Annotated in this window: 13 protein-coding genes and 1 pseudogene; all 14 read right to left on the reverse strand. The window is 32.2% G+C overall.

Annotated features, from left to right (window positions below):
* Nucleotides 1–47: 47 nt before the first annotated feature.
* The 14 genes and pseudogenes from ACJJVO_RS06210 to tilS all read right to left on the reverse strand — a co-directional run bounded on the left by ACJJVO_RS06210 (nucleotide 48) and on the right by tilS (nucleotide 26979).
* Nucleotides 48–4655, reverse strand: coding sequence for a T9SS type B sorting domain-containing protein (locus tag ACJJVO_RS06210; protein WP_405571793.1), 4608 nt, complete (start codon nucleotides 4653–4655; stop codon nucleotides 48–50).
* A 267-nt stretch (nucleotides 4656–4922) separates the two neighbouring features.
* Entirely contained in the window at nucleotides 4923–6488 is a 1566-nt protein-coding gene (locus ACJJVO_RS06215) for a T9SS type A sorting domain-containing protein (RefSeq protein ID WP_405571795.1), read from the reverse strand.
* 70 nt (nucleotides 6489–6558) lie between these two features.
* Nucleotides 6559–6882 (reverse strand): hypothetical protein, encoded by a 324-nt coding sequence (locus tag ACJJVO_RS06220; protein ID WP_405571798.1) that lies wholly within the window; start codon nucleotides 6880–6882, stop codon nucleotides 6559–6561.
* 2 nt (nucleotides 6883–6884) lie between these two features.
* Nucleotides 6885–7391, reverse strand: coding sequence for a hypothetical protein (locus ACJJVO_RS06225; RefSeq protein WP_405571801.1), 507 nt, complete (start codon nucleotides 7389–7391; stop codon nucleotides 6885–6887).
* Between the two features lie 10 nt (nucleotides 7392–7401).
* A complete protein-coding gene (locus tag ACJJVO_RS06230) occupies nucleotides 7402–8223 on the reverse strand; it encodes a hypothetical protein (protein ID WP_405571804.1) in 822 nt (273 codons plus the stop codon).
* A gap of 171 nt (nucleotides 8224–8394) precedes the next feature.
* A complete protein-coding gene (locus ACJJVO_RS06235; protein ID WP_405571806.1) occupies nucleotides 8395–11991 on the reverse strand; it encodes a T9SS type A sorting domain-containing protein in 3597 nt (1198 codons plus the stop codon).
* A 259-nt stretch (nucleotides 11992–12250) separates the two neighbouring features.
* Nucleotides 12251–15802 carry a T9SS type A sorting domain-containing protein gene (locus ACJJVO_RS06240; RefSeq protein WP_405571809.1) on the reverse strand — a complete coding sequence of 1184 codons (3552 nt, stop codon included), beginning with the start codon at nucleotides 15800–15802 and terminating at the stop codon, nucleotides 12251–12253.
* Nucleotides 15803–15868: 66 nt separating this feature from the next.
* Nucleotides 15869–15979, reverse strand: a pseudogene (locus tag ACJJVO_RS06245) (alpha/beta hydrolase); the annotation flags it as partial.
* 115 nt (nucleotides 15980–16094) lie between these two features.
* The gene (locus tag ACJJVO_RS06250) at nucleotides 16095–19664 is read right to left on the reverse strand and encodes a T9SS type A sorting domain-containing protein (RefSeq protein WP_405571812.1); all 3570 of its coding nucleotides are present in this window, start codon (nucleotides 19662–19664) and stop codon (nucleotides 16095–16097) included.
* Nucleotides 19665–19692: 28 nt separating this feature from the next.
* A complete protein-coding gene (locus ACJJVO_RS06255; RefSeq protein WP_405571815.1) occupies nucleotides 19693–20661 on the reverse strand; it encodes a YheT family hydrolase in 969 nt (322 codons plus the stop codon).
* Nucleotides 20662–20833: 172 nt separating this feature from the next.
* The gene (locus tag ACJJVO_RS06260; RefSeq protein WP_405571818.1) at nucleotides 20834–22723 is read right to left on the reverse strand and encodes a CocE/NonD family hydrolase; all 1890 of its coding nucleotides are present in this window, start codon (nucleotides 22721–22723) and stop codon (nucleotides 20834–20836) included.
* Between the two features lie 88 nt (nucleotides 22724–22811).
* Nucleotides 22812–24434 carry an adenine deaminase gene (gene ade, locus ACJJVO_RS06265; protein ID WP_405571820.1) on the reverse strand — a complete coding sequence of 541 codons (1623 nt, stop codon included), beginning with the start codon at nucleotides 24432–24434 and terminating at the stop codon, nucleotides 22812–22814.
* 2 nt (nucleotides 24435–24436) lie between these two features.
* A complete protein-coding gene (locus tag ACJJVO_RS06270; RefSeq protein WP_405571823.1) occupies nucleotides 24437–25666 on the reverse strand; it encodes a T9SS type A sorting domain-containing protein in 1230 nt (409 codons plus the stop codon).
* Nucleotides 25663–26979 (reverse strand): tRNA lysidine(34) synthetase TilS, encoded by a 1317-nt coding sequence (tilS, locus tag ACJJVO_RS06275; protein WP_405571826.1) that lies wholly within the window; start codon nucleotides 26977–26979, stop codon nucleotides 25663–25665. The genes ACJJVO_RS06270 and tilS overlap by 4 nt, the downstream gene beginning before the upstream one ends.
* Nucleotides 26980–26991 lie beyond the last annotated feature (12 nt).

Consider the following 26991-nt stretch of genomic DNA (forward strand, 5'->3'; position numbering starts at 1 on the left):
TTTCTAAAGTATTTTATGATTTTATATCTCATGAGAAAAGAGAAAAATTAACGTACTAAAGCAAAGTGACCTGCATGCGTTTCACCATTTTGGCGTTGTAATAAAAACCAATAATCATCACTTGGCATTTTAGCTCCATTAAAAGTACCATCCCAACCTCTACTCATAGGATCTAACTGCACTAAGAGTTTTCCATATCTATCAAAAACTAAAAGAATATTCGCAGGCTCTTGACTAGAATTATATAATTGCCAATAATCATTTTTAGTATCTTGATTAGGTGTGAAAAATCTCGGATATCGTAATAAAAATAATTCTTGCGTGGCAACACCACAGCCATTCTTGTCTCTAATATAAATTGTATAATTACTTTCATTTAAATCGTAAAACATATTGGAATCTTGATAATTAACTCCATCAATAGAATACTCATAATCACCTGTGCCTTCCGGTAGAATTTCTATATTATTGGTTGTTAATGAACCATCAGTTACAACAACTTCTATTTGATTTGCTAAACTAGATTCATAAACATTAAATGACTTAGAAATCTCGCAAGACAAATCAGTGTATTCTCTTATTGCTGTTATGGTATATTGCCCAGGTTCGGAAATAGTAATACTGCTTGTTGTTGCGCCTGTAGACCAAAAATAATAATCTAAACCATCACCAGCAGAAACTACTAAATGATCATCACCTTTACATAAATAATATTCATCCTTGATATCATTAAAATTAGGTACGGATTTTACTACTAAATTGAATTCTCCAATATCATAACAGTCTAAATAATTTCCAAAAGACAACCTTGCGTATATAGTCTGAGAATTAACAATATTTGTATAAGGATTAGATAGTGCGTTACTATTTTCAACAGCATCATCGTAAGATAAATGGTAGGAAACCACATAAGCACTTGAAGACAATCCGTTTAAAACCTCAACATTTTTGATTTCTAAATTAAAAGCTTCAAAACCATCGTTACTCTCATCATCACAAATGACCATATCATTTATATTACCTACTGTTGGAACAACTGACGTATATATACTAAACTCACTTTCTGTATAACAATCAGGAAAATCCAAATTCTCAATTCTGTAACTTATGATAGCTGATCCAGATTCAAAATCAGCATTAATGATATCATCTAAAAGCACGTCATTATTAAAAGCACTAATTTGTGCATCTTCTAACATACTATCTGCTAAAGCATTATCTAAATAAGCACTTAAATCAAAAACTTGAGCTTCACCTTCTTCAAAGCATAAAAAAACATCCTCTACTGCCCAGAAAAGAGGTTTTGGAGTTACGATAAAATTTATATCCAATTCTGTTGAGCACATAGGATCAATAACGTTAGAAATAACAGCCGTAATAATGGCACTTTCTGTCAATGTATATTCATCAGGAAATGGGCTTTCTAAAAGATTTCCGCCCTCGTCAAAAAATGACACATTAATATCACTTTGTCCGTTTACAATTGCATCTTCTAAGTCACTCGTATCAAACGTATGACTCAAAGATTCAAGAGTGTCTAAACAGGCAAAGTACTGTGGAATCTCGCCTATATTAAAACCTGAATTAATTACTAATGCGATATTTGTTGTTACTTCACATCCACCTATGGGATTATTTTCCTCTTCACCAATAAGAGTAACGTTTATATTAGTTATTGGTTGAGACGTAATATATGGGTCTGGTAATGGACTAGGCAATGCGTTTCCTTCTTCGTCATAGTAAAGAAAACTGACATCAAAGGGTTGTCCTTCAGACAGTATTTGTTCAATAGAAGATGTTGAAAAAGCTTCAGTGCCATCATTATCCTCATCACATTGTTCTATAATTATAGGTCCTGTAACTAAAGGAACTTCTAGAATATGCAGAGTGATATAATGACCTAAACCAACGCATTCATTGTTCAATGAATTTTCGACTCTTATATAAATATCTTGTGTGTTTGGCGTTGTGTTGGAGTAATTTGATATATCTAATATTGTATTTGTTTCCGCCAATGCATCTGTTAAGCTTTCATAATAAGAAATTTCTAACATTTGTCCTGCAGGAAATAATGCCTGCACTTCCCCATTTACACTACTAAAATCGAAAACTGAAATACCATCTTGTTGATCCATAACAGCATCACATTCATAAAAATCTCTAAAAAATGTATTTGGAATTTGTGACGAAGAAATATTTAAATTGATTTGAGAAGTTGCAAAACAACCATTTGCATTCTCTACTCTTGCCCAAATCGCATCTGTATTAATCGTTTCATTAGCATATATATCAGGTTCCGTTATTGGATTGGTATTTGTTTCAGCTTCTAATTGAGATTCGTAAAATGTAATTGTTTCATTTAAAAAATTTGTAGATATTTCAGCATTCACTTCTGTTAAATTAAATGAACTAAATCCATCTGAATCATCATCGCATTGGTTAATTTCTACTAAAGGAGTAACAGTTGGCAATTCAATAACTTCTATGGTGTAAGACGTTTGTAATGAATTATTTTGAGTTGCTAAAAATTCTACATTTATATAAATGTTTTCTACAGAACTCGAATTTTCATAATTTTCCGGATTACTTATTTGATTGATTAACCCAGCATCTGTATAATATGTAATTAGATAATCTGATGCTGATTGCGAATTAATAATATTTTCTTCATGCAGAAGTAAATTAAACGATACTAGACCATCAGAGTTAGAACCCACACTAGTATCGTCGCAAACTATTAAATCTTGTATATTTTGATTAATTGCGTTATATGTGACTATACCACATTCTTCAGTAAACTTAGTGATAGTACCATCAATACCATCAAAGTTTGACGCCTCTATGGTATGACTAAAGTTTTCATACGTTTGAGGTCCGAAAAGTAAAAAGTTAATATTTCGACTTAAAAAATAGTTGTTATCATCATCCTTAAAAAAACCACTAATACGCCCTCTAGAAAATGACCTAGGTGTGTTAATTCCATTGGTGATTACACGTTTTAAATTTCCTTCCGCATCATAAACCGTTAAAAAAAAGTCACCGGGATAAAATGACATTTGTAAATTGCTCCCATTAGTGCTTAAAAATTCTACAGATGTTAAAGGATTACTACTATTATTATTACTTACAGAACCAATAGCTATAATCTCATCTTCTGATTTAATTATTTTAGAACCGCCACCATACAACACATTTGCAGCTCCTCTAATCCATTCACAAATCCCATTTGTATTTATCTTAGCAATAAAAAAACCTGAAACACCTTCACTAGTGAGAGTGCCATCAGTATTTTCAAAAACCTGATTAAAACTACTATTGTAGTTGCTATTAGATCCTGTAATATAACTATTACCAGCACCATCAGTGATTATAGAACGTGGAATTGCTCCTTCTCCATAATCAGGATTATCAACATAACTTTTTGTTTTCCAAACTATTTGTCCATTTTCCTCAAATTTAATTAGAAACAATTTTGGGCTGTTTCCAGTAAAAGGAATAACAATTGGCGCAGTACTATTTGCAGAATAAATATCTACCGAAAAACTACAATACCCAGTTAGATATAAGTTATTATTACCGTCGTGCCCTATATCTTCTAAAAATTCACTATTTGGACCAGTAGTTTTAACACCTGTATACCATTGTAAATCACCTGATGAGTCTATTTTTAAAAAGAAACGATTTACATCAATGACATTAAAATTAGTTAAAACGTCAGTTTGTACATCATTTAAAAACAAAACCTTTCCCGCACTAACCCCAGAAATATCACCAGAAATTAATAAGTTATTATTATCATCCAAATGCAATCGCTTCGCAAAAATATGATTGCTCTTTAAATGCCAAATAATTTTACCGCTTGAATTCAATTTAATAATAAAACCTCCTGTTCCGATATCACTTAAATTGATTGAATCCCCAAAATTATCATAAAAAACACCTCTAGAATGACCACTAACATAAATATCACCATTTGTATCTTCAACAGTAGAATACATTACATCTCTATCTGAAGTACTATTTTTTTCAGTATAAACGATCCATTTTAATAATCCATCTTTATTATGTTTGGTTAAGTAGCTTCCATTTTTATTCTGTAAACCACTATAATTAACACCATATTTAGAATCGAAAATTTGCTCGTTATAATGCCCACATGTGATAAATCCATCTTGGACTTCAGTTAAGTCCATTATTTCTGGATCATGATATCCAGGAAACTGCGCGTAAGTATACTGACCATTATATATATCGATTCCTTTATTAATTAGCGTCCAACAATCTTCTATGTTTTGGGTTGAACTAACGATATTTGGTCCTGAAAGCATAACCTCATCAGTACATCCATCATTCGAAAAAGTTGACAGATTTACTGTTGTAGCTCCATTTTGATTAAAAGAAACTTGAGGGTTTTCTTCTGAACTAGTTGCTGAAGATGCGTTTGGCAAGAAATTCCAATTAAAATTATTTGCATTAGTACAAGTCTCAGAAAAAGTAACAATTTCATTTTGATCTGCATTAATTAACGATGAAACAAAATTAGCTTCACAAGATAAAACACCTTCCACATTTAAATTAATATTTTTGGTTGATTGACAATAACAAATAATAAAATTAAGTTGTAATAAATAAACGGCAAGAGATTTGAGCTTCATTATTAGTATGATATCTTTTTATTTTATGAATAAGTTGGTTTTTTTCTTTTTTTACCAAGCTTACTTACTATTTAAGATTTATTCCAATTAGTTTGTTCTATTTAGTAAAAATAAAGTTATTTTTTATTAGACTTCAAAAACGGCACTAGCAAAAACCTTTTTAAGCATGAATGATTAGTTTTCTTAAAAGTAAGAAAACCAATGCAATAAAAAAACCTTTCAAAATATAATCTTAAAAGGCTTACTTTATGATAATTGACAAATGAATTATTTTTTTATAAATTTTAAGGTCTGTTTACTATTTTCATAATTAATATTTAAAATATAAATACCATCTCTCAAGTGACTTACATCTAGTTTGTATTCCGAATTTAATTTTGTTGGTTTTTCGAGTTCTAAAAGCCTTCCATTAACATCATTAACACTCACAAAAGCAATATTTTTATCACTTTTAAATGTTATTTGATCTTTTACTGGATTTGGGTAAATTAAAAAAGAATTATCTTCAGAAAATTCATCAATAGACAAGTTTTCGCTTACAAACATTCTTGCAAATCTAAAACTATCGCCTCCAGATGTGTCAGTGCCACCTACAACTAGTTTCTGGTCATTATCAAATGCAATTGAATTAACAATATTTATGTAAGAATACAAATATGCAATTCCATTATCAGCAAAAGCTGTATCTAAGTTACCATCAGGATTAAATCTTGCTACATAGCCTTTTCGTGATTCATAACTATAAGTTGTTCCATATTGCCCTCCAATATATAAACTATTATCAGGAGCTAATAATATACTACTAGTGAATTCATCTAAAGCATCTGATTCATTTATTATTGAATCTAAAAAAACACCGTTGTTTCCAAAGGCAGTATCAACTTCTCCACTAGGATCTAACTTTAATACTGTGACACGAGCGGTTGACCCAGAAGAATATTCTAACTTTGAACTTCCAGATATCACAATAGAACCATCTGGTAAAAGTGCCATATCACTTAAATCATCTTCATTATCAATATCCATAATAAGCAATCCATTAGAACCAAAAGTACTATCTAGAGAACCATCTGCATTCATTCTAACAACAAAAATATCGCTATCATTATAAGTCTCATCAGGATCATCAGTTTGCCCACCAATAAGAAACTTACCATTTGACTGAATTAAAAGAACCTTAGCAAATTCCGTAAATGAACTTGAAACGTCTAACTCCAATATTCCATCATTATCAAAAGTTGAATCTAGACTTCCATTAAGGTTAATTCTTAATAAAATAACTTTAGGATTTCCAAAACTAGTTAATGTATATCCCATTACTACTATCTTACCATCAGTCTGTAATTTTACTGATTTAGCTACCACAGCACCATTATTTATATTAACAAATAATTTCCCTGTCTCATTAAAAGATGTATCAAGATTACCATTAGTATCATATCTAGCAATAGCAAATTTTACAACACCTAAACCATATTGTCCAGAATAACCAACAGCTACAACTTTACCATCACTTTGTAGTATTGCATTAGTTGATTTACCATCTACTATATTTGTATATGATTGCAATCCATCAATAGCAAAAGTTGAATCTAAAGTTCCATCCGTATTTATTCTACATAATCCAAAATCGAATCCATTGCCAGGGCCTTCATATACAGATCCAACACCGACTATTTTATTATCGTTTTGGATTACCATAGAAGTTAAAAAATTATCGAATTCATTAAAAGAAGCTGTAACAAATCCATCACTACTAAATGAAGCGTCTAATTCTCCTGGTGTTTGAGCAAATAAGCAACTTCCAAAAAATAATAAGTAAAAATATTTCATCGTTTAATTTTATTTTCAACAAAATTAAAACAAAAAAAAATTGAAATGCTGATTTAAATTCATTTACCTCTTAAATCACCACCGTAATCACCGTATTCACAATAGATTTAATAATTTTATTCTTTAAATGACCTAATCGTAATTTTGAAACGCCTGCTTGATGCAAGGCATTAAGAATTAATAAATCTTTTTGACTCACCAAAAGCCATTCGTAATCTTCAACAGTTAATTCTCCGGACTGTAATAAGTTAGTCCATCTCTCTAATTTCACTTTAGATAAAGTTAAAAACGCTTCAACATCTGCCTTGGTTTCCTTTTTATACTCACCATAACTCTCTCCTAAAACTACGAGTAGTTCTTCTTTTAATAGTTTTATTAGTTCTTCAATATCCATAGTTAATTAGTGCTTAAAAAGTTAAGAATATTTGTTTCATTGGTTTTATTTTTATTTGCTTCATATTTGATAATCAAATCTAAAGCCTCACTTACTTGACCTTTTGCTTCATTTATAAAAACTTCAGATAATTGATTCTTTTCTTTCCATCGTTCTAAAAATCCTGATAAAAGATTACGCTCTTTATCTGTAACAACTTGCCACATGGCGAAGCTAACTTCGTTGTCTGGCTTGTTCTTTTCATACTCAACCATTTTCTGAAGATCTAACAACAATGTTTGCACTTCTGTTTCGTGATCTTCGTACACGTCAACGGCATCGTCCATTAAATTCAGGCTTTCCACTTTAATTGAAATCGCCTCTTGATAAGCATACTGATCAAAAACAGCTGTTTTTAAACTTTGGCAAGACACTAAAAATAAAGTTAATACTGCAATGTATAAAGAGGACCTCATCAATGAGGTTCTTTTAATCTTTAAAATTTGAAATGATTTGAAGCGTTTTATCATAGTATTAGGTTTAAGAAATAACTGTATCTATTATAGTTTCTAAATTTTGATGCGGCTGAATACCATTGATCCAAGAAGCTGTTGAATTGTGACCTAGAAACGCATTCAAAGCCTCATTAACTTGATGTTTATCATTAACAGGTAGTTGATTAATAACGGTTTCTAGATTTTCTAGCAACTGTAATGGGTTTTGTTGTTCTTCGCTTAATTTAAATGCTATTTTACCTGTAACATCTAGAAATTTAAGATAATTTTTCTTTGTTGTAATTGGTGTATCAATTTTTAAACGACTAAAGACTTCTTTTGTAAACCCTCTTGTTTGTGGTCCTGATATACCATCAACAATCACAGGTTTTTGATAAATATCTTTTAACACCATTTGCAGGTAAAAGGTTTCGGACTTTGAAGATTCATTGTAATCTACAGAAACACTAGAATCTACATGCCAATGATCTGCATGATTAGGATAATAGTAATTAAGAACTAAACCAAAGTGCTTTCGCAAAAAAGATTCAATTCCCAAATACAATTCCTTTTGATGAATATAATTATTGGTAATAAGTTGATGGTCTTTCCAGAATATCGCATCAAGATCAAAAGCTTTTCCTGTAGCATGTTCTCCAGCTTTTCCAACCAACGTGCCAGCACTTGTTATAATATCAGGTTTACCCAATGGACACTGTTTAAAAACGTCTTTTAATGCTGTTTCTAACTGTTTGAAAAAGGCATCTTCAATATAAAAATCATAAGGTTTACCTGAGGTACCATATGGATATTGAGGTAATCTCGCATAATGTAATGCGATGTTATTAATAGCGTTGACTTTCTTCATATTTGTTTTATTTTAAAATCTATTCGCTATTAGCTAGGACTTTAAGGATTCTTAAAATTAAGAAAAGATTTCATGGTTTGAAAGTTTTATTGCATTACTAAGATTGGTATTAAATAAAAAAAGCCTTTTGCGATAAGGCAAAAGGCATAGAAATTTTAAAATTTATTGTAGTTAGTTTTTTATAAACTTTTTTGTGGAGCTAGAGTTCCCTGAGTAGATTTCCATAAAATAAACCCCTTTAGCCAAACTTGAAACATCCATATTATAATTTAACTTAGATACACTAATGGCTTTTAACTTTCTACCATTAATATCAATAACAGTTAACCTATCAATAATTTGGTTAGATACAATCTCTAATTTATCTTTTGCAGGATTTGGAAACAGCTGAATGGATTGCGCATTAAACTCATTAACACCTAGAGGTTCAACAATTTCTGTAGTTGCCGTATTCGTTATTATTGGCGGATTAAAATCGAAATAAATTTCTGCTACTGCACTAAACACATCTCCTATTTCAACATCTGATTTTGGTTTTATTTTATAAGCAATATGTCCATGAGAAGCTGACTCATTTGAATTACTGTCTGGTAAATGAATATCATCGAAAATAAAATTAACCATTGAACCATTTATAATCTCTACACGTCCAGGATGACTTAAATCTTCTAATCGCATAGTTTCCCAATCTAACTTCTCGTCGAGCTCATGTTCTACATTAATATTTATAGCACTCGCAGAACCTGTATTTTGGAAACGAATAATATAATGTAAATAATCATCTGCATCCTCAATAAAAATTTCCTCACCTTCCATAACTCGTATATCATTAGGATCATAAGAATTAACAACAAACTGTTTAATGCCATGCGTATTATTAACAGGTGTTAGATCATCATTTCCTCCATCAACTGTTGCGAAGAATTCTAAAAGATCTCCTCCATTTACAGTTGGTGGAGGTGAAATTGTGAATGTGATGTCAATAAATCGAGATTCTAATGGATCTAAATCTTGGAAATTAAAAACTACTTCTTCTACTGTTAAACTTTGAACCGTTTCTGTGGCATTATCGTATGTCATCATGGATCCGTAATATTCAAAAATAATCGTTCCACTTTCTCTTACAGCACCTCTATTAGTATAAACAACTCTATATTGACTTTGAAAGCCTGGTCTTGGATCTTGGGTAATAGGAAAAATTGATATTTCCAAATCATGAAATTCTCCTAATTGTGAAATACAAAAATCTAAGGATTCTGAAATGCCTAAATCATTTAAATCAGAACTATAAGATTCCGGATTCATATTAAAATATTCGGGTAGATTAGTCGAAAATGAGGTTGTATAATCACCTGGTTCTTCAATAAGCATCTGATACAAACCATTAAACCCAGTAAATGTTCCATATTGATTTGTTCCACTTTCAGCAACAATCATTGCGTTAGCAAATGGAGAATCCTCATTATCGCAACCGTCGTTGTTATAGTCTAGAGTAACACTACCTTGGATTTCATTTCTTGGTAAACCAAGATTCCTAAGCCACATTAACTGATTATCGCCTGATGCTGTTATTAGATCTAAAGAACCATTATCATCTATATCTGCGGCATCAACATGATTTAAACCTCCTACTCCATTGGCAATTTCAATTGCTGGTCCAAAATTAAGGTCTCCAAAATTCTCGAACCAAACAATTTGGTTACTATCAGTATTTATAGACTTAGAGGACACAATATCTAAATCACGATCGTTATCCATATCCAGCATATAAATTGAAGATAGCGCACTACCAGAAGAGACTGCAACCACTTTAGCACTAAAAGCACCTAAACCATCTAAACTAAGCATATATGCTATTTCACTAGAATCATTATCTATAAACAGAATATCCTTGTATCCATCTTTATTAATATCCTGGATGTAAATTGATTCTGGGCTAGCAGCCGCACCTTCAATAATCTGACCCAAAACAAAGTTACCAAGTCCATCTGAATTTGAATACCATGAAAAGTCACCATTAATATGACTTACAATTAAATCATTGTCACCATCATTATCAATATCCTCAAATTTTAAGTCTATAATACTTGAAGTTAAATTACTCACAATAATTTCGTCATCTTCAAAAGTACCGTCTCCATTATTTTTTATTCTGTAAAGGTTTACAGCATCCTTAACACCTATAATATCAGCATCGTAATCGGCATCTATATCACCTACAACACTAGATCCCAACTCGCCAAAATGAGTCATCATTAGCTGTTCTGTAAAATTTGTACTTCCATCATTTATATATTGGTAAATCCTACTTTCTGTAGCATAAATATCCATAAACCCCTTGACAATAATATCTAAATCTCCATCATTTTCAATATCAGTTATATAGACATCGTCTGGTATCTCAAGTGAATTTTTAATAATGATTTGTTTCTCAGAAAAATCTCCTAAACCATCCGTATTTTTATACCATGCAATTTTACCGTCTAACTTTGAAACTGATACCAAATCTAAATCTCCATCATGATCTAAGTCTCCTTTAGCAAAACTAGACAAGCCATGTGCATATGAAGACACTAGTTTTTCTTCTCCAAAATCTCCAAAGCCATCGGTATTACTATACCAACTTACTTGAGAATCGTTTAATGCTGAAACTGCGACATCTATTGTATTATCATTATTAATATCAGCCGCATAAATTGAATTTACAACTTGAGCAGTTGAAGTTATGATTTGCTCCGAACCAAAGACTGCCATACCCAAATTCTTAAACCAAGACACTGTATCTGTACGAATATGAGAAAATAAAATATCGAGAAGCCCGTCTTGATCTAAATCTACGAGAGAAATGTCGTTCTTATTATTATTGTTCGCTGTTGCCATATTTGGTAAATCAGCTAAAGTTACCTTAGCATCAAAGCTTCCTTCTTCTCTATTATTTTGAAACCATTCTATTTTACTATTGGCTCCATCTATCAAAACACTTATCACATCGTCATCGCCATCATTATCTATATCACCTGAAAATATGTATATTCCCAAAGCATTAGTATCTAAGGTTTGAGTATATATGTAAGCGCCACTTTCATTCTGTTTATAATACTTAATTTCAGAGTCGAAATCTACAATCATATCTTTAAGACCATCACCATCTATATCTGTAATTTGATAATCTCTATAAGGAAAAGACGGATTATAATTTAAACTTAATATTAAATGATCCTCAAAATTCCCCTGGCCATCAGTATTCTCAAACCAAGAAATACCATCAATATCAGAATATGATATATCCATATCATTATCTCCATCCATATCGACAAGCTTAACATTCAGAACAAAAGTACTTGCTGTAGTTGTAATTGCTTTAATAGTTTGAGCGGAGCTAAAATTACCCATACCATCTAAATTCTCTGCCCAAACTAATGGCGAATTATTTGTACCTCTAAAATAGACGAGATCATCATCTCCATCACCATCCATATCACCAACATCAATATTATCAAACCAATTGCCTGTAGTATTAAACTCATCTACAAGATTAACTTTTCCAAAATTACCTAAGCCATCTAAATTTTTATACCAAACCACATCATTGGCTAAAGAGATAACATCCTTAAAACCGTCACCATCTAAATCTGCAACCAAAACCTTACGAGGACTGGGTCTTCCATAGGTCTCATCTATAACTATATTTTGTGTGAAATCGAATTGAGCATTTGCAATACTTATTAAAGATAAACAGCAGCAAAGAAACAGGTAGTTCTTTCTCATAATGAATGAATATTATTTTGAATTCTAAGGTATTACAAAACTATGGGTTTATTGTTCCTGAGCAAATTTAATAGTTGTATTTCATTAGATTAAATAATCCGTTTATCGAGAAATCCTACATATTCTATAGATTCTGATGTGATTAACAAGACATCTAGAATACACGTTTTTAAAGCTTACAAAAAAAACCTTTCAAAATATAATCTTGAAAGGCTTCCTTATTGATTATTAGATTCTTCGCTTTGCTCTGAATGACATATTATTTCTTTATAAACTTTTTAGTCGTTTTTAACTCTCCAGATTTAATTTCTAAGAAATAAACGCCTTTAGTTAAACTTGAAACATCTAAACTGTATTCCAAATTAGTGAGTTTAATTTCTTTCAAAACTCTACCATTAATATCTACGATTGTAAGATAATCAATGACTTGGCTAGACGTAATTTCTAATTTATCTTTTGCAGGATTTGGAAACAGTTGAATTGATTGTGACTTAAACTCTCCAACACTTAATGGTGCAACGATTTCTGTATTCACTGTGTTCGTTGTAATTGGTGGATTAAAATCGAAAAATATATCTGCTGTTCCGCTTATGATATCTCCAACTTCTACGTCACTTTTTGGTTTTATTTTGTAAGCAATATAACCATGAGATTCAGGTTCATTAGAGGTACTATCCGGTAATTGAATATTATTGAAGACAAAATTAACCATAGATCCATCAATAATTTCTACGCGACCTGGATGACTAAGACCTTCTAATTGCATCGATTGCCAATCTAACTTTTCATCTAATTGATGTTCTACATTAATATTTATAGCACTTGCAGAACCTGTATTCTGAAAACGAATAATATAATGTAAATTCTTATCTGCATCTTCAATAAAAATCTCAGGACCTTCCACAACACTTATGTCATTGGGATCAAATGAATTAACTATAGTTTGTTTAATACCATGACTATTATTAAAAGGTGTGATGTCTAGATTTCCGGAATCGACAATTGCGAAAAAGTCTAAGAGGTCACCAGTATTAACTGAAGGTGGTGGTAATACATAAAACACCAAGTCAATAAATTGTGCCTCGAGTACATCTAAATCTTCAAAATTAAAGTATAAAATATTTGTCCCTACACTAACCACAGTTTCCGAAGCACTTACAAAATCTAATACCATATCATCGTATTCAAAAGATACAGTTCCACTCAGTTCTGGCAATGTCCCTTTATTAGTGTAAACGATTCTGTAAGATGTTTCGAAACCTGGTCTTGGATCAAATAATGGATAAATAGATGTTTCAATATCATTAACAACACTAGTTGCTTCAAGACAAAAATCAGCTATATCTATGTTTCCAAGAGAATTAAAGCTAGATAAATTTTCGATTGGACTTGAAGCAAAGTGAACTGGCAAACGCTCCGCTTTAGTACTATAATCCCCTTCACCTACTGGTAAAATATAATGACCTATTTGATCTGTAAAAGTTGATAGTGATTCACCAGTGGATGAAACACTAATCAATAAATTGCTTCCATAAACACTATTAGTATTAGCTAGACAAGTGGTATTATCTGTATTTACGATTACAGTTCCTTGAATAAGGTTTCCTTCTTGTTCAAGAATATTTTCGTACCAGGTTACTTTGTCACTCCATAAACCTGCTGACATTAAATCCATATCAGTATCACCATCTAAATCGGCAAAATTAATATCTACTATAGGACCAGAATCATTATAATCCGCAATTACAGTTTCAGGTCCAAAATTACCAAATCCACCAAGGTTTTTTCTCCAGATTAGAGATTCAAACCCACTACTATTATAAACCAAGTCTTTCAAACTATCACTATCAAGATCCACGACTACGAGATCCTCTAAGGACTGCACATTGTCACCTATTACAATCGCATCTCCATAATTTGCCACTCCTCCATTATTTTCATATATCACAATATCTGCAGAGCTAGATCCATTAGAAGTACAAACAATATCATTGTCACCATCATTATCAATATCTTCAAGACGCAAAAGGTTTGCTCCACTTAAAATCGCTATATAATTGAGGTTCGTAGAACTAAAATTATTAATATTCTCGAACCATACAATACGGCCTAATTCTGAAGTAGCCATTATATCCACATCTCCATCTGCATCCATATCCTCTAATGCTAGGTTTCTAAATTCGAAAGATGAATCATCAAAAAGTTCAAAATAAGTAAAAATTCCACCGTTGACATGCTCTAGCAAGCCAATGCTGTTATCGTCGCAAACAATAATATCAGTATCTAAATCTGCATCAATATCAATAGGTAGTGCAAAATTAGAATTACCTGAGAGAGTTTCCCTCAGAAGAAAATCACCAGCTCCATCACTATTTTCTAACCACAAAAAAGATAAACTCGATTTTATGGCAATATCTAAATCACCATCATTGTCTAAATCTGATGCAAAACCCCATTGTGGTCCTGAAATATCACTAATAATATATTGTGTAGTATAATCTTCATTTTCTAAATTACTAGGGTACCAAGCCAATTTGCTATCGGAATTAGATGTACTAATAAGATCTACTAAACCATCACCATTCAAATCTCCAGAGAAAACAGAAGTAGCTCGTCGCGTACTTTTTGAAACGGCTATTGGTAAACTAAATTCACCAAGTCCATTTGTATTTTTGTGCCATTCTATTTTAGAATCTCCAAAAGACGCAGAAATTATATCTATGTCATTATCTGAGTCGATATCTGAAGCAAAAACGGTAAGCGTTTCAATAGATTTATTAGTAATTATATTTTGACTTCCAAATACTCCTAAACCATCTAAATTTTCGTACCAAGCTATTTTATTATCGTTTTCTGAAGCCGATACAACATCCATATCACCATCGTTGTCAAAATCAGCCGCATAAACTGAAGAAGCTTGTGATGCTTGATCTGTGATTTCTTGCGTATCACCAAATGTACCTAGACCATCTGTATTTTCTGCCCAAGCAATTCTGCTGCTATAAGAAAATACGAGATCGAAATCTAAATCACCATCTATATCAATAGGGAAGACCGACGTATAGCCATCAAAATTATAACTTGATATAATTATTTCTGTACCAAAATTACCCAGCCCGTCAAGGTTTTCTAACCAAGAAACTTTACCAAAATTTGAATCTTTAGTGAAGACTATATCTTTATCATTATCACCATCTAAATCTGCCAAAATCACATGCTTGGCTGATGCCACAGAAACAACAACAATCTGGTCTGAAAAATTACCATTACCGTCTAAGTTTCTATACCAAGCCACTTTACCATCTACAAGTGATGCAGAAATGACATCTGTATCTCCATCACCATCGATATCATCTGCAAAAACTGATCTAGGACTAGAAACATTTATTGAGATGATTTGCTTTGGCCCAAAGGTGCCATTCCCATCTAAATTTTCGAACCAAACTACACTATCTATATCACTATTTGAAATCTGGTCATTCACTGCAACGACATCCATATCACCATCACCATCTATATCACTAGGAAAAGCATAGCTAGGTTTTTCAAAAGGAACTGTATTGATCAGAAGTTGTTGAAAGCCAAAATTACCCAGGCCATCTTCATTTCTATACCACACAATATTGTCATCATCATACAAGGCCGAAAGGATATCTAAATCTCCATCATTATCTAAGTCAACAGAAAAAACTGAAACGGGACCATCAGTTGTTTTCTTCTCATTAGTCACCACATGACTTTGAAAACCAAATTGGGCATAAACAGATAAAGAAATGATTAAAGTAATAAACGTGAGTAATATTCTTTTCATATGTTGTCATTAAAGTTCATTATTATTTCAATAAAATCAAGGCTAAATCAAAGATATTAAAATTATCTAAACTGATTTAGTAAACTCCAAAGCACGCCTTTCATTATAATACACATTCCCTTTACCAATAAACCCAACATGCCCTCCATATTTCGGCATTTCTAAATAGAGATTTTGAATGTTGTGTACCTGCTCTAGAGAAAAGTAATACAAAAAAAACCTTTCAAAATTTAATTTTGAAAGGTTTTAGTTTAAAATATATGATTCTTCGCTTTGATCTGAATTAAAAAAATCAATTCTTTATAAACTTCTTAGTAGATTTTGATTCTCCAGATTTTATTTCTAAGAAATACACGCCTTTAGTTAAACTTGAAACATCTAAACTGTATTCTAAATTAGATAGCTTAATAGCTTTTAATAATCTACCATTAATATCAATGACCGTTAGTTTATCGACAACTTGACTTGATGTAATTTCTAATTTATTTTTCACAGGATTAGGATACACCTGAATTGATTGTGCATTAAACTCCCCAACACTTAAAGGTGCAACAATTTCTGTATTAACTGTGTTGGTTGTAATTGGTGGATTAAAATCGAAGAATATATCTGCTGTTCCGCTTATAATGTCTCCTACTACCACATCACTTTTTGGTTTTATTTTATAGGCTATATACCCATGAGAATTAGGCTCATCATAGGTGCTGTTTGCTAAGTTGATATTATTGAATACAAAACTCACATCAGTTTCGTTTGTAATTTCTACTCTACCTGTATGACTTAGACTTTCTAATTGCATGGTGGTCCAATCTAATTTACTATCCAATATATGTTCTACTCTTACATTAATTGCACTTGCGGTTCCTGTATTTTGAAAACGGATTAAATAGTGTAAATATTTGTCTGCTTCTTCTATAGAGATTTCTTCTCCTTCTAAAACTGTGATGTCGTTGGGATCGTAAGAACCAATTACCGTTTGCTCTAAAGTGAATATATTATCTTCTTCTGTTTCATCACCAGAAACTGGGTTTATGGTTGCAGTAGAAATTAAAATATCATCAATATTTGTAGTTGGTGGTGCAAATACGTTGAACTCTATATCTATTGTTCTTGTTTCAAATGGGTTTAATTCTGTGAAATCAAAGATTAAGATGTTCGCTGTTTGAGATGTTACCGTTTCACTTGCGTTTAAGAAATTTAGTTTTGACTCGTTGAACTCAAAAGAAACTGAACCGCTTAGTTGGGTTGTGCCGATGTTGTTATACACTATTTGATAGGTGGTATTGAAGCCTGGTCTTGGGTCATCTATCGTAGGGTGAACGGCAATATTTAAATCGTTTACTGCCCCTATTGCTTCTATACAAAAATTCACATTATCTGTATTCCCTACGTCAATAAAACTAGACAAATGACTTTCGGGGTTTGAATAATAATAGTTAGGAATATTTGATTGAATTTGAGTTGTATGATTTCCTTCCCCAACAATTAACTGAAAAAAACCATTAAGGTTGGTAAACGTTGAATACTCGTTATTTGATGAATCTTGGCTTGTAACTAGAATATGTGATGAATTTGGATCATTAACATCACATCCGTACAGGTCTAAATCAAACGTAATAGTACCATTTATCTCATTATTTGTAATACCGAGGTTTTTATTCCAAAAAATAATACTTTCGCTATTATCGTTTGATATTGAAACCAAATCAAGATTCATATCATTATTTAAATCAATAACAAAAGAATCTACGCAATGAATATCATTGATAAAAAGGTTGGAACCAAAATTCCCTTGTCCATCCAAATTTTCAAACCAAATACTTCCTTCCTGAATTGATGTTAGTATAATATCTCCATCACCATCATTATCTAAGTCACCTATGTTAAGGGAAAATGGCGATTGATAATTATCTGTCACAACATGATGTGAATCAAAGTTTCCTTGCCCATCTGTATTTTCAAACCAGATAACATTATCACTCAAATTACCGGCACAAACGATATCTAAATCAGAGTCATTGTCTATATCGTAAATTTTAATATCTGAAGGAGAAATTAAATTATCAGAAATAATCAAAACTTCAGAAAATTCTCCTAAACCATTCGTGTTTTTGTACCAAACTACTTCATTTGCGAGTTGAGATATTGCAACAACATCAGCGTCCCCGTCAGAGTCTATGTCTTCAACGACAAATCCGAATGCGTTGCCAAAACTATCATCTATAATCTGACTATTACCATAATTCCCTAAACCATCTAAATTCTCATACCAATATATAGAGTTCGTACTAAAAGAAGAAGATATTATATCTAAGTCACCATCACCATCCAAATCACCCACTTCTGTAAACGCATACTCTTCAGGATTATCCGACACTACATGCTCTAGCCAATTCTGTAAAGTGTTATTATTATTTTCAAACCAAGACACTTTGTTATCCTCAAGTAAAGCAGTTAAAATATCCATATCACCATCACCATCAATGTCTGCCGATACAATTGATTCAGTAAACTTAATTTGTGAAGCAACATTAATTGGGTCATCAAATGTACCAGTTCCATTTAAATTTTTATACCAAGCTATTCGATCATCTGTAGAAGACGCAATAATCAAATCAGAAAAACCATCTTGGTTTATATCAGATGCTATAATTCTTCTTAAATCTAATTGGCGTTGAGACGCTATTTGTTGAGGCCCAAAATCACCTTGTCCGTCAAGATTTTCATACCAAGATACTTTATGATCTTCTGAAGTTGATATAACGTCATTGTCTCCGTCACCATCAATATCTGAAACATGAACACTTGAGGCGTTTACGGCATTTGTCGTAATAATTTGCTTAGAAGAAAAATTACCAAACCCATCAAGGTTTTTATACCAAGCAATCGTATTGTCATTTCTTGAAGCGGATAAAACATCCTGAAGTCCATCGTTATCTATATCCGCTGCAAATACTGATTTAGCAGTATCTAAAGTCCCTATAATTACGCTTCCAGAATTAAATTCACCTAAACCGTTTGTGTTTTCATACCATGTTATTCCACTAAACCCACTATTATAATCACTATGAGCAGCAATAACATCCATATCGTTATCATTATCAATATCTATAGAATAAACACTGTTTGTTCCTGGTTGAGTTGAAATTAAGTGTTCTCCGCTAAATGTGCCTTGTCCGTCTAGATTCTCATACCATGCTAATTTATCAGTAAAATTATATTTGTTAGATGATGAGAGGATATCAATATCTCCATCTCCATCAATATCTGTTGTATAGACAGTGTTAGCACCGAATGCAATATTAGAAATAACTTGTTCCGAACTAAAATCTCCATCACCATTCAAGTTTTCATACCAAGCTATTTTATTGTCTTGTGATGAAGCAGATACTACATCCATATCTCCATCACCATCAATGTCAGATGCAACAACACTCAAAGCCTGAGATGCGTTTATAGTAATAATTTTTTCGTCAGAAAAAAGACCGATTCCATTAATATTTTCATACCAAGCTATTTTATTGTCTTGTGATGAAGCGGATAAAACATCTATATCGCCATCACCATCTATATCAGCGGCATAAACAGCAGTAGCATATTGAGCATTTGAAGAAATAATATTTAAATGACTAGCAAATGTGCCTGCCCCATCTATGTTTTCATGCCAAGCTATTTGGTTATTAGACTTAGAGGCCGAAATTAAATCTAAATCTCCATCATTATCTATATCAGCTGAAAAAGCGTCAGAAGCAAGAGGTGTATAATACCCTTCATCTACGATAAAATTCTCTTCAAACCCAATCTGCCCAAAACAAAATTGCAAACAAAAGACCAAAATAAGCGTAACGTAAAACTGTTTCATATATATATATAGATTAATAATCAGCAAATTAACATTTATTAACATTATTAACAAACTCCAAAGCACGCCTTTCATTATAATACACATTCCCTTTACCAATAAACCCAACATGCCCTCCATATTTAGGCATTTCTAAAAACAGATTAGGATTATGCTTCGCTTCTTTTACAGGATAACATTCAGCAGACAAAAAGGAATCATTAAGCGCATTAATTATTAAGGATGGTACTTTAATATTTGGAAGAAATTGTAGACAACTGGCTTGCTCATAATAATCAAAAGCATCCTTAAAACCATGCGCTTTTGAAGTATACACATCATCAAAATCTATTAAAGTTTTAATTGAATCAAAATCCGTAATAGATATTCTATCAGTAAATTGACTTAACTTAGGCTTCAACTTATCTTTTAAATGCGCTAAAAATCGAATAGCATAATGTTTGTTTTTTAAACTTAGCAATTCTCCACAAGACCCTTTTAAATCACAAGGTGTAGACACGGCAATAACAGACTTTAATTCCACTGGAAGCTCCCTTACTTCACCCACATATTTCAAAACCATATTAGCACCTAAACTTATGCCTTTAATATAGATCTCATCATAAATTCCTTTTGATAATACATGCTGCACCACAGCATCTAAATCTTCAGTTGCACCAGAATGATAACTACGAAATAAAAGATTAGGTTCTCCACTACAGCCTCTAAAATTAACACCAACGGCATCAATGCCATTGTTGTTAAACAACTTTGCAGAACCCGTTATATAGGGACGTTGCGCACTACCTTCTAATCCATGTAAGAGAATAATGATCTTATTCGATTTTTCTTCAGCGTAGCTCCAATCTAAATCTAGGAAATCGGTATCTGGTAATGTAATGCGTTCTCTGGTTTGATCTACTCCATCAACTTTTCGTGCTAGTCCAGAAAAAACAGTGGACACAAAGCTTTTTTTAGCCCAAAATGGTGGTTTGTAGGTGGATTCTATTACTGGCATTCTTCGTTGTTATCAGTATTTAAATGTATTCAATTAACCTATCTCTCCGTCAGTTCGAGTGCCATTGCTATTCACAATTTTGTATCGAGAATATTTCTAAACAAAAGCTTCTCGATACAATTTTTTCGTTCCTCAAAAATCACTCGAAATGACGAATGTAATAAATTATGTATTATTTAATTACAGTAAACTCAATAGATGAATCATTGTATACCTTATGGGTTTGCTTTTGAAAATCACTTTCCTTAGCTTCAAAAATATTATCGACATACGTCTGTGGATTCGCATCAATATAAGGAAAAAATGTACTCTGTACTTGTACTTGAATCTTATGTCCCTTTTTAAAGGTATGAAACACGTCTTGCAACTTTAAATTCACTTTTGTTTTCTCATTCGGCACAAAAGGTTCTGGCTTAGACATGCCATTTCTAAAACGCCCTCTTAAGACTTCACTTCGCACCATCATGTGATAGTTACTCAGTTTTAAATGATCTTGAACATCCTCTGTATTTTTTGTATCTGCAGGAAACACATCAATAACTTTTACAATCCAATCTGCTGCTGTACCTGTCGTTGATACATATAGCTTTGTTAGAATATCACCAGCCAAAGTAACGTCATCTTCTAAGATTTCTGTTTCAAATGTTAATACATCTGGTCGTCTTGATGCAAAACGCTGATCGTCTGTCATAAATTTACGAGGTGTAAAACCGACTTTAATATCTTCCGTGTATGGCACAGGTTTTTTAGGATCGCTTATAAATTCTGATGCGCCATACATTTTATTAGGCTGTTGCGTTAAGTGCTCATATGGCTGCATGTAATAACTTTCTGTAGTTGTATTTTTAGGTGGCCAAGCTTCAAACGACTCCCAAGACTTAGTGCCAGTATTAAACATGTGTGCTTCCGGTAAGGCTGTCTGACCATTGCCTTCTCCTTTTAAGAAATGATTAAAAAATTTAGTTTCTACATTTTTCTGAAAATCATCCGAAATACTATCGCCAAAATAGATATTCCCAACCACTTGTCTAGCTTTATTCCTAGCCCAATCACCATGACTCCAAGGTCCAAAAACCACGGTATTGTAATTATCACTATTGTTTTCTATACTTTTATAGGTATTAAAAGGACCATATAAATCTTCGGCATCAAATAAACCACCAACAATCATAGTGGCTGGCTTAATGTCTTTTAAATGCTGAATAATACCTCTACTCTGCCAAAACTCATCGTAAGTAACATGTGTTTTTAGTTGCTCCATAAACACATTGGTGCTATCGTAGAATTTATTCAGTTTACTTAATGGCATGTGATCTAAGAAAAATTGATGCTGATCTTCAGTGCCAATATCAGGAAATGTGTACCAAGATTCTGTTGTTGGTTGATCTTTCATATAACCAAAAACCGAAGTCGCTCTCCAATAACTCAATAAAAACGCACCATTATGAATAAAATCATCAAAAAAGAAATCTCCTATACAAGCTTGTGGCGACACTGCTTTTAGTGCAGGATGAGAATCCAATAAAGAATACGTGGCGTAAAATCCTGGATATGAAATGCCGTAAGTTCCAACCTTGCCATTATTGTTTTCAACATTATTAACTAACCATTCAATAGTATCGTAAGTATCACTAGCTTCATCGATTTGTGTCCCAGTTTTATTTGGAATATAAGGACGCATATTATCATAAACTCCTTCACTATTCCAACGTCCACGCACATCTTGATACACCATAATGTTACCTTCTTCCATAAGATATTTGTTTGGTCCTATTTTAGACCTGAATTGATTTTCTCCATAAGGCCTGCAACTGTATGGCGTGCGCATCATTAACATTGGGTACGTTTTAGATGTATCCTTTGGCGAATAAATTGTGGTGTGAAGTTTAATTCCGTCACGCATCTCTACCATCACCTCTTTTTTTGTGTAATGTTCTTGTGGACTGTAAATTGACTCTACTTCAACTTGAATTACCTCTGCAACAGCAGGTGTTTCAGTGGGCTTACAGCCTAAAAGTGTTATAAAAAGGAATAGAAATAGCGTAATTCTTTGGAATATCATATGGGTTGAATTTTTATGGTTCAATGGTTGTTAATTTTAAATATCAAACTTATCAGGTTTTAGAAACCTTGCAAGATAGCATTAGATTTTAAGCGACTTCAACTGACGTAAATTCAAACTTTCCACCATTAAAAAGTCCTTTATCACTTAATTTTAAAGCAGGAATCACTAATAAAGCCATAAACGATAAACTCATATATGGAGCATGAAGCTTGCTTCCTAATTCTTTTGCCATTTTGTCCAATTCAGAATACTGTTTCCCTATAACATCAGCGCTTTTATCGCTCATAATACCTGCAACAGGAAGTGCTACTACTTTTTCTTCTGAATCTGAAACTGCACAAATTCCTCCTTCATTTTCTATTAACAAGTTCACAGCTTTACAGATGGCTTCGTCGGAAACTCCCAAAGCAATTATATTGTGTGAATCGTGACCAACAGAACTCGCAATTGCACCTTCTTTTAGTCCATAGTTTTTAATAAAGGCAATAGCTGGTTGGTCATTTTGATAACGATTAACAACCACCATTTTTAAAATATCGGTTTCCGTATTAGATACTAGATTTCCATCCTCAATTGTAGAATCTTCAATAATTTCATTAGTTACCAATTCACCATCCAAACATTCTATAACTCTAATTTGTTTTGAATTTGATTCAAATCTAAAATCTGAAACTTGCTTTTCATCGGTGTTGAAATTGTTTAGATTTTCAAACTCTACATGTTGTATTTTAGAAATGCCTTTATCTGAAACTAATTCGCCATTGATATAGGTTTGAAGCGTTTTAAAATCTTTTAAATCTTCTACAATGATACAATCTGCATCGTCTCCGACATTTAGCAATCCAACATCTAAATTATAGTGTTTTACAGGATTCACACAAGCCGACTGCAACACTTTAAAAACGTCGATTCCTTTTGCTACAGCTCTTGCACATACTTGATTAATATGACCTAACAACAAATCATCAGGATGCTTATCATCACTACAAAACATCATATTTTCGTAATGTTCATCTAACAAACCTATTAAAGCTTCAAAATTTTTGGCTGCACTACCCTCTCTAATGATGACTTTCATACCTTTTTGAAGCTTCTCTAAACCTTCATCATAAGAAAAACACTCATGGTCTGTAGAAATACCAGCAGAAATGTATTTGGTTAAATCGTCACCTCGTAATCCTGGCGCATGTCCATCAACTGGTTTATTGTAATGTTTTGCCCATTCAATTTTCTTTAACACTTCGGCATCATCATAGATGACTCCTGGATAATTCATCATTTCAGCCAAATACTTAATATCTGGATTTTCCATCAACCTTTTTATATCCTCAGAATCAATCACTGCTCCTGCCGACTCAAAACTAGTTGCTGGCACACAAGAAGGTGCTCCGAAATTGAATTTAAAAGGTGTTTTCTTTCCGTTTTCAATCATAAATTCCACACCTTTTACTCCAAGTACATTGGCAATTTCGTGTGGATCAGAAACTGTAGAAACAGTTCCGTGATTTACAGCAATTTTAGCAAATTCACTTGGAACTAACATGGAACTTTCTATATGAATATGTGCATCAACAAAACCAGGTAAGATGAAATGATTATCATCACAATCCTTTTCTTCAATGGATTTTATTTTACCGTTTTCTATGGTAATTTCACCTTTGAAAATTCTGCGATTAGAAATATCGACTATTTGACCACTTAAAACCATTTCTATTGTTTTATTATGTTTTTAATTTCAATACCTTTTGATGTTTCAATTTTTATAATATAAAATCCGCTTGACAACTGGTTCGTTCTTGCAATAGCATGGAAATCTAAAGGCTCTTCTTCAAATACTATTTGACCATTACTATTAAAAATTGTAAGATGATTAATCTGATGTTCTGATTGTAAATTTAATTCATCTTTTAATGGTATTGGAAACACTTTAGTTTTAGACACTATAGCGTAATCATTGATACTCAAACTACAATCGTCACTAACTATGGTTTCAGTATAACCCAAAGCATCCAATTCTGCTTGAACTGCAGAAACTTCAAAATCATTTGCACAAATAAATTCTAAATTAGGGTTTCCAAAAAAACCAGAATAATCCGTAAATGGAATGCCATTTTTAATGTTAGCGTATATTAAATCGTTGTTTTGCACATTTAATTCAAATACATTGGGATTGTTACTCACATCTATTTCAGATAGCAAATTATTAGATAGTGATATAACTATTAAATTAAGATTTTCGCTTAAATCAATTGCTGTTAAATTGTTATGATCTGCACTCAAAAATTCTAATAGCACATTATTTGATAGGTCTAAAACCGAAAAATTTGTATGAGACGTTGTTAAGGATTTTAATTGTATATTATTTGAAACATCTAGTGTTGACAGTGGGTTTACAGAACTATTTAAAGTCTCTAAATTGGTGTTTAAAGAAATATCAATATCAGATAATTGGTTGAGAAAAAATTCAAGATTTATGAGGTTTGTATTGAGTGTTACGTCCAATGCTGTCAATAGATTTTCAGTACAATACAACTGCTCTAAGTTTACATTACTACTCACATTTAGTTCTATTAATTCATTCGAATCACATAGTAATGACCTGAGGTTTGTAAGTGCCGAAATATCCATAGTTTGAAGATCATTAAACTGAACATTCAAATAGGTTAAATCCACAAAATTCTCAATACCCTCAAGAGAAGTAATGTTTTGATTTACGACACTCAATCCTTGAATACCTAAAATTTCTGAAAGTTGTATTTCATCATCATTATTAAGGTCGACTTGACTTGTAAAGTTTCCATCACCATTAAAATCTGCACAATTTGTATTCAGTAGTGCATTTTTAAAATTGACATCTGGTATGTCTATAATTTGCGACCAGCCAACACCATATATAAAAGATATAATGATTAGTACGATTAGTGTTTTTTGTTTATTCATATTAATTCAATTATTAAAATCTGTTTTGTGTTTTTTGTAATCTTAAAGCGTTCATCAGCTCTTTTTCCTAGGACCCAAATAATTTTATCTTCCGAAGTTAGAATCCAAGTATTTTCTTTTTCAACTAAAGACAATTTTTCATCTTTAAGGTACTTACTCAGTTTCTTTTTGCCTGTCATTCCTATAGGTTGAAATGTATCACCTTCCTTCCATATTCTCATTTCTAATGGAAATTCTAACACATCCTTATCAACAAAAATGGTATGTTTTGATGTATCGGAAATACCTTCGACATTTGTAAAAGTTAGCTTTCCAATTGGTGTTTCTATTTCGTTAACATCTTCATTTATAACAAGCGTTTTTTCGCTTTGCTCTAAATCACCTAAATCTGTTAAAATTAAATACTCGCGATGCTTTATTAAACGATGCGTATTCGATTTTACCAACTTACCAGATTGTGCGTCTAATAAATCGACAATATCATTCCATTCTGTAAATCCGTAATGCTTAAAAATTTCGAATAAATAGGCTTTAGGGTTGGCTGTGTTTTTAAATTCCGATACTTTATAAGTTATTCCAAAACTATCTTTAGAAACAATAGCACGTTCAGCAAAAGCTTTTAAACTATTCTCTACAATAAAGGCGGTATCGTTAAGGTTGTGGATTGTATTTTGAAAACTGTCTAATAATTGTGGATTGATTTCCTTTAAAATAGGCACCACTTCATGTCGTAATTTATTTCTTAAATACTTTCGAGAGGCATTACTGGCATCTTCTCTCCAAGAAATCTGATGCTCTTTTACATACGCTTCAATCTGAGCTCTAGAAAACGGCAATAATGGCCTAACGATATTATCATTAACCATAGGAATTCCGGTTAAACCGTTCAATCCTGTGCCTCTTGTGAAGTTGATAAGAAAGGTTTCTAAATTATCATCAGCGTGATGTGCTGTTAAGATATAGTCATATTTTAACTGTTCTGCCAGTTCTTTAAACCAATCGTATCGTAATTCGCGCGCAGCCATTTGTATAGACCTTTTATGCGCTTTCGCATAGGCTTCTGTATCAAAATTCTGAATAAACACTTCAACATCTAAATCTTCAGCCAATTCTTCAACAAATGCTTCGTCCTTATTACTTTCTTCTGCTCTTAAGTTAAAATTACAATGCGCTAGCGAAAAATTAAGATTCGATTTTTGACATAAATGTGCCAAAGCCACACTATCTATTCCACCTGAAATAGCAATGAGTAGCTTACTCTCTTTTAAAATAGAAAGGTTTTTATCTATGTGAATATTAAAGTCTTTTTGCACATCTCAAAGGTA

Source organism: Winogradskyella sp. Asnod2-B02-A (assembly GCF_045063645.1).
Classification (GTDB): Bacteria; Bacteroidota; Bacteroidia; order Flavobacteriales; family Flavobacteriaceae; genus Winogradskyella.

Bases quoted from the DNA above. Each gene is read 5' to 3' on its own strand.
- ACJJVO_RS06210 (WP_405571793.1), bottom strand. From the start codon at position 4,655: ATGAAGCTCAAATCTCTTGCCGTTTATTTATTACAACTTAATTTTATT.
- ACJJVO_RS06215 (WP_405571795.1), bottom strand. From the start codon at position 6,488: ATGAAATATTTTTACTTATTATTTTTTGGAAGTTGCTTATTTGCTCAA.
- ACJJVO_RS06220 (WP_405571798.1), bottom strand. From the start codon at position 6,882: ATGGATATTGAAGAACTAATAAAACTATTAAAAGAAGAACTACTCGTA.
- ACJJVO_RS06225 (WP_405571801.1), bottom strand. From the start codon at position 7,391: ATGATAAAACGCTTCAAATCATTTCAAATTTTAAAGATTAAAAGAACC.
- ACJJVO_RS06230 (WP_405571804.1), bottom strand. From the start codon at position 8,223: ATGAAGAAAGTCAACGCTATTAATAACATCGCATTACATTATGCGAGA.
- ACJJVO_RS06235 (WP_405571806.1), bottom strand. From the start codon at position 11,991: ATGAGAAAGAACTACCTGTTTCTTTGCTGCTGTTTATCTTTAATAAGT.
- ACJJVO_RS06240 (WP_405571809.1), bottom strand. From the start codon at position 15,802: ATGAAAAGAATATTACTCACGTTTATTACTTTAATCATTTCTTTATCT.
- ACJJVO_RS06250 (WP_405571812.1), bottom strand. From the start codon at position 19,664: ATGAAACAGTTTTACGTTACGCTTATTTTGGTCTTTTGTTTGCAATTT.
- ACJJVO_RS06255 (WP_405571815.1), bottom strand. From the start codon at position 20,661: ATGCCAGTAATAGAATCCACCTACAAACCACCATTTTGGGCTAAAAAA.
- ACJJVO_RS06260 (WP_405571818.1), bottom strand. From the start codon at position 22,723: ATGATATTCCAAAGAATTACGCTATTTCTATTCCTTTTTATAACACTT.
- ade (WP_405571820.1), bottom strand. From the start codon at position 24,434: ATGGTTTTAAGTGGTCAAATAGTCGATATTTCTAATCGCAGAATTTTC.
- ACJJVO_RS06270 (WP_405571823.1), bottom strand. From the start codon at position 25,666: ATGAATAAACAAAAAACACTAATCGTACTAATCATTATATCTTTTATA.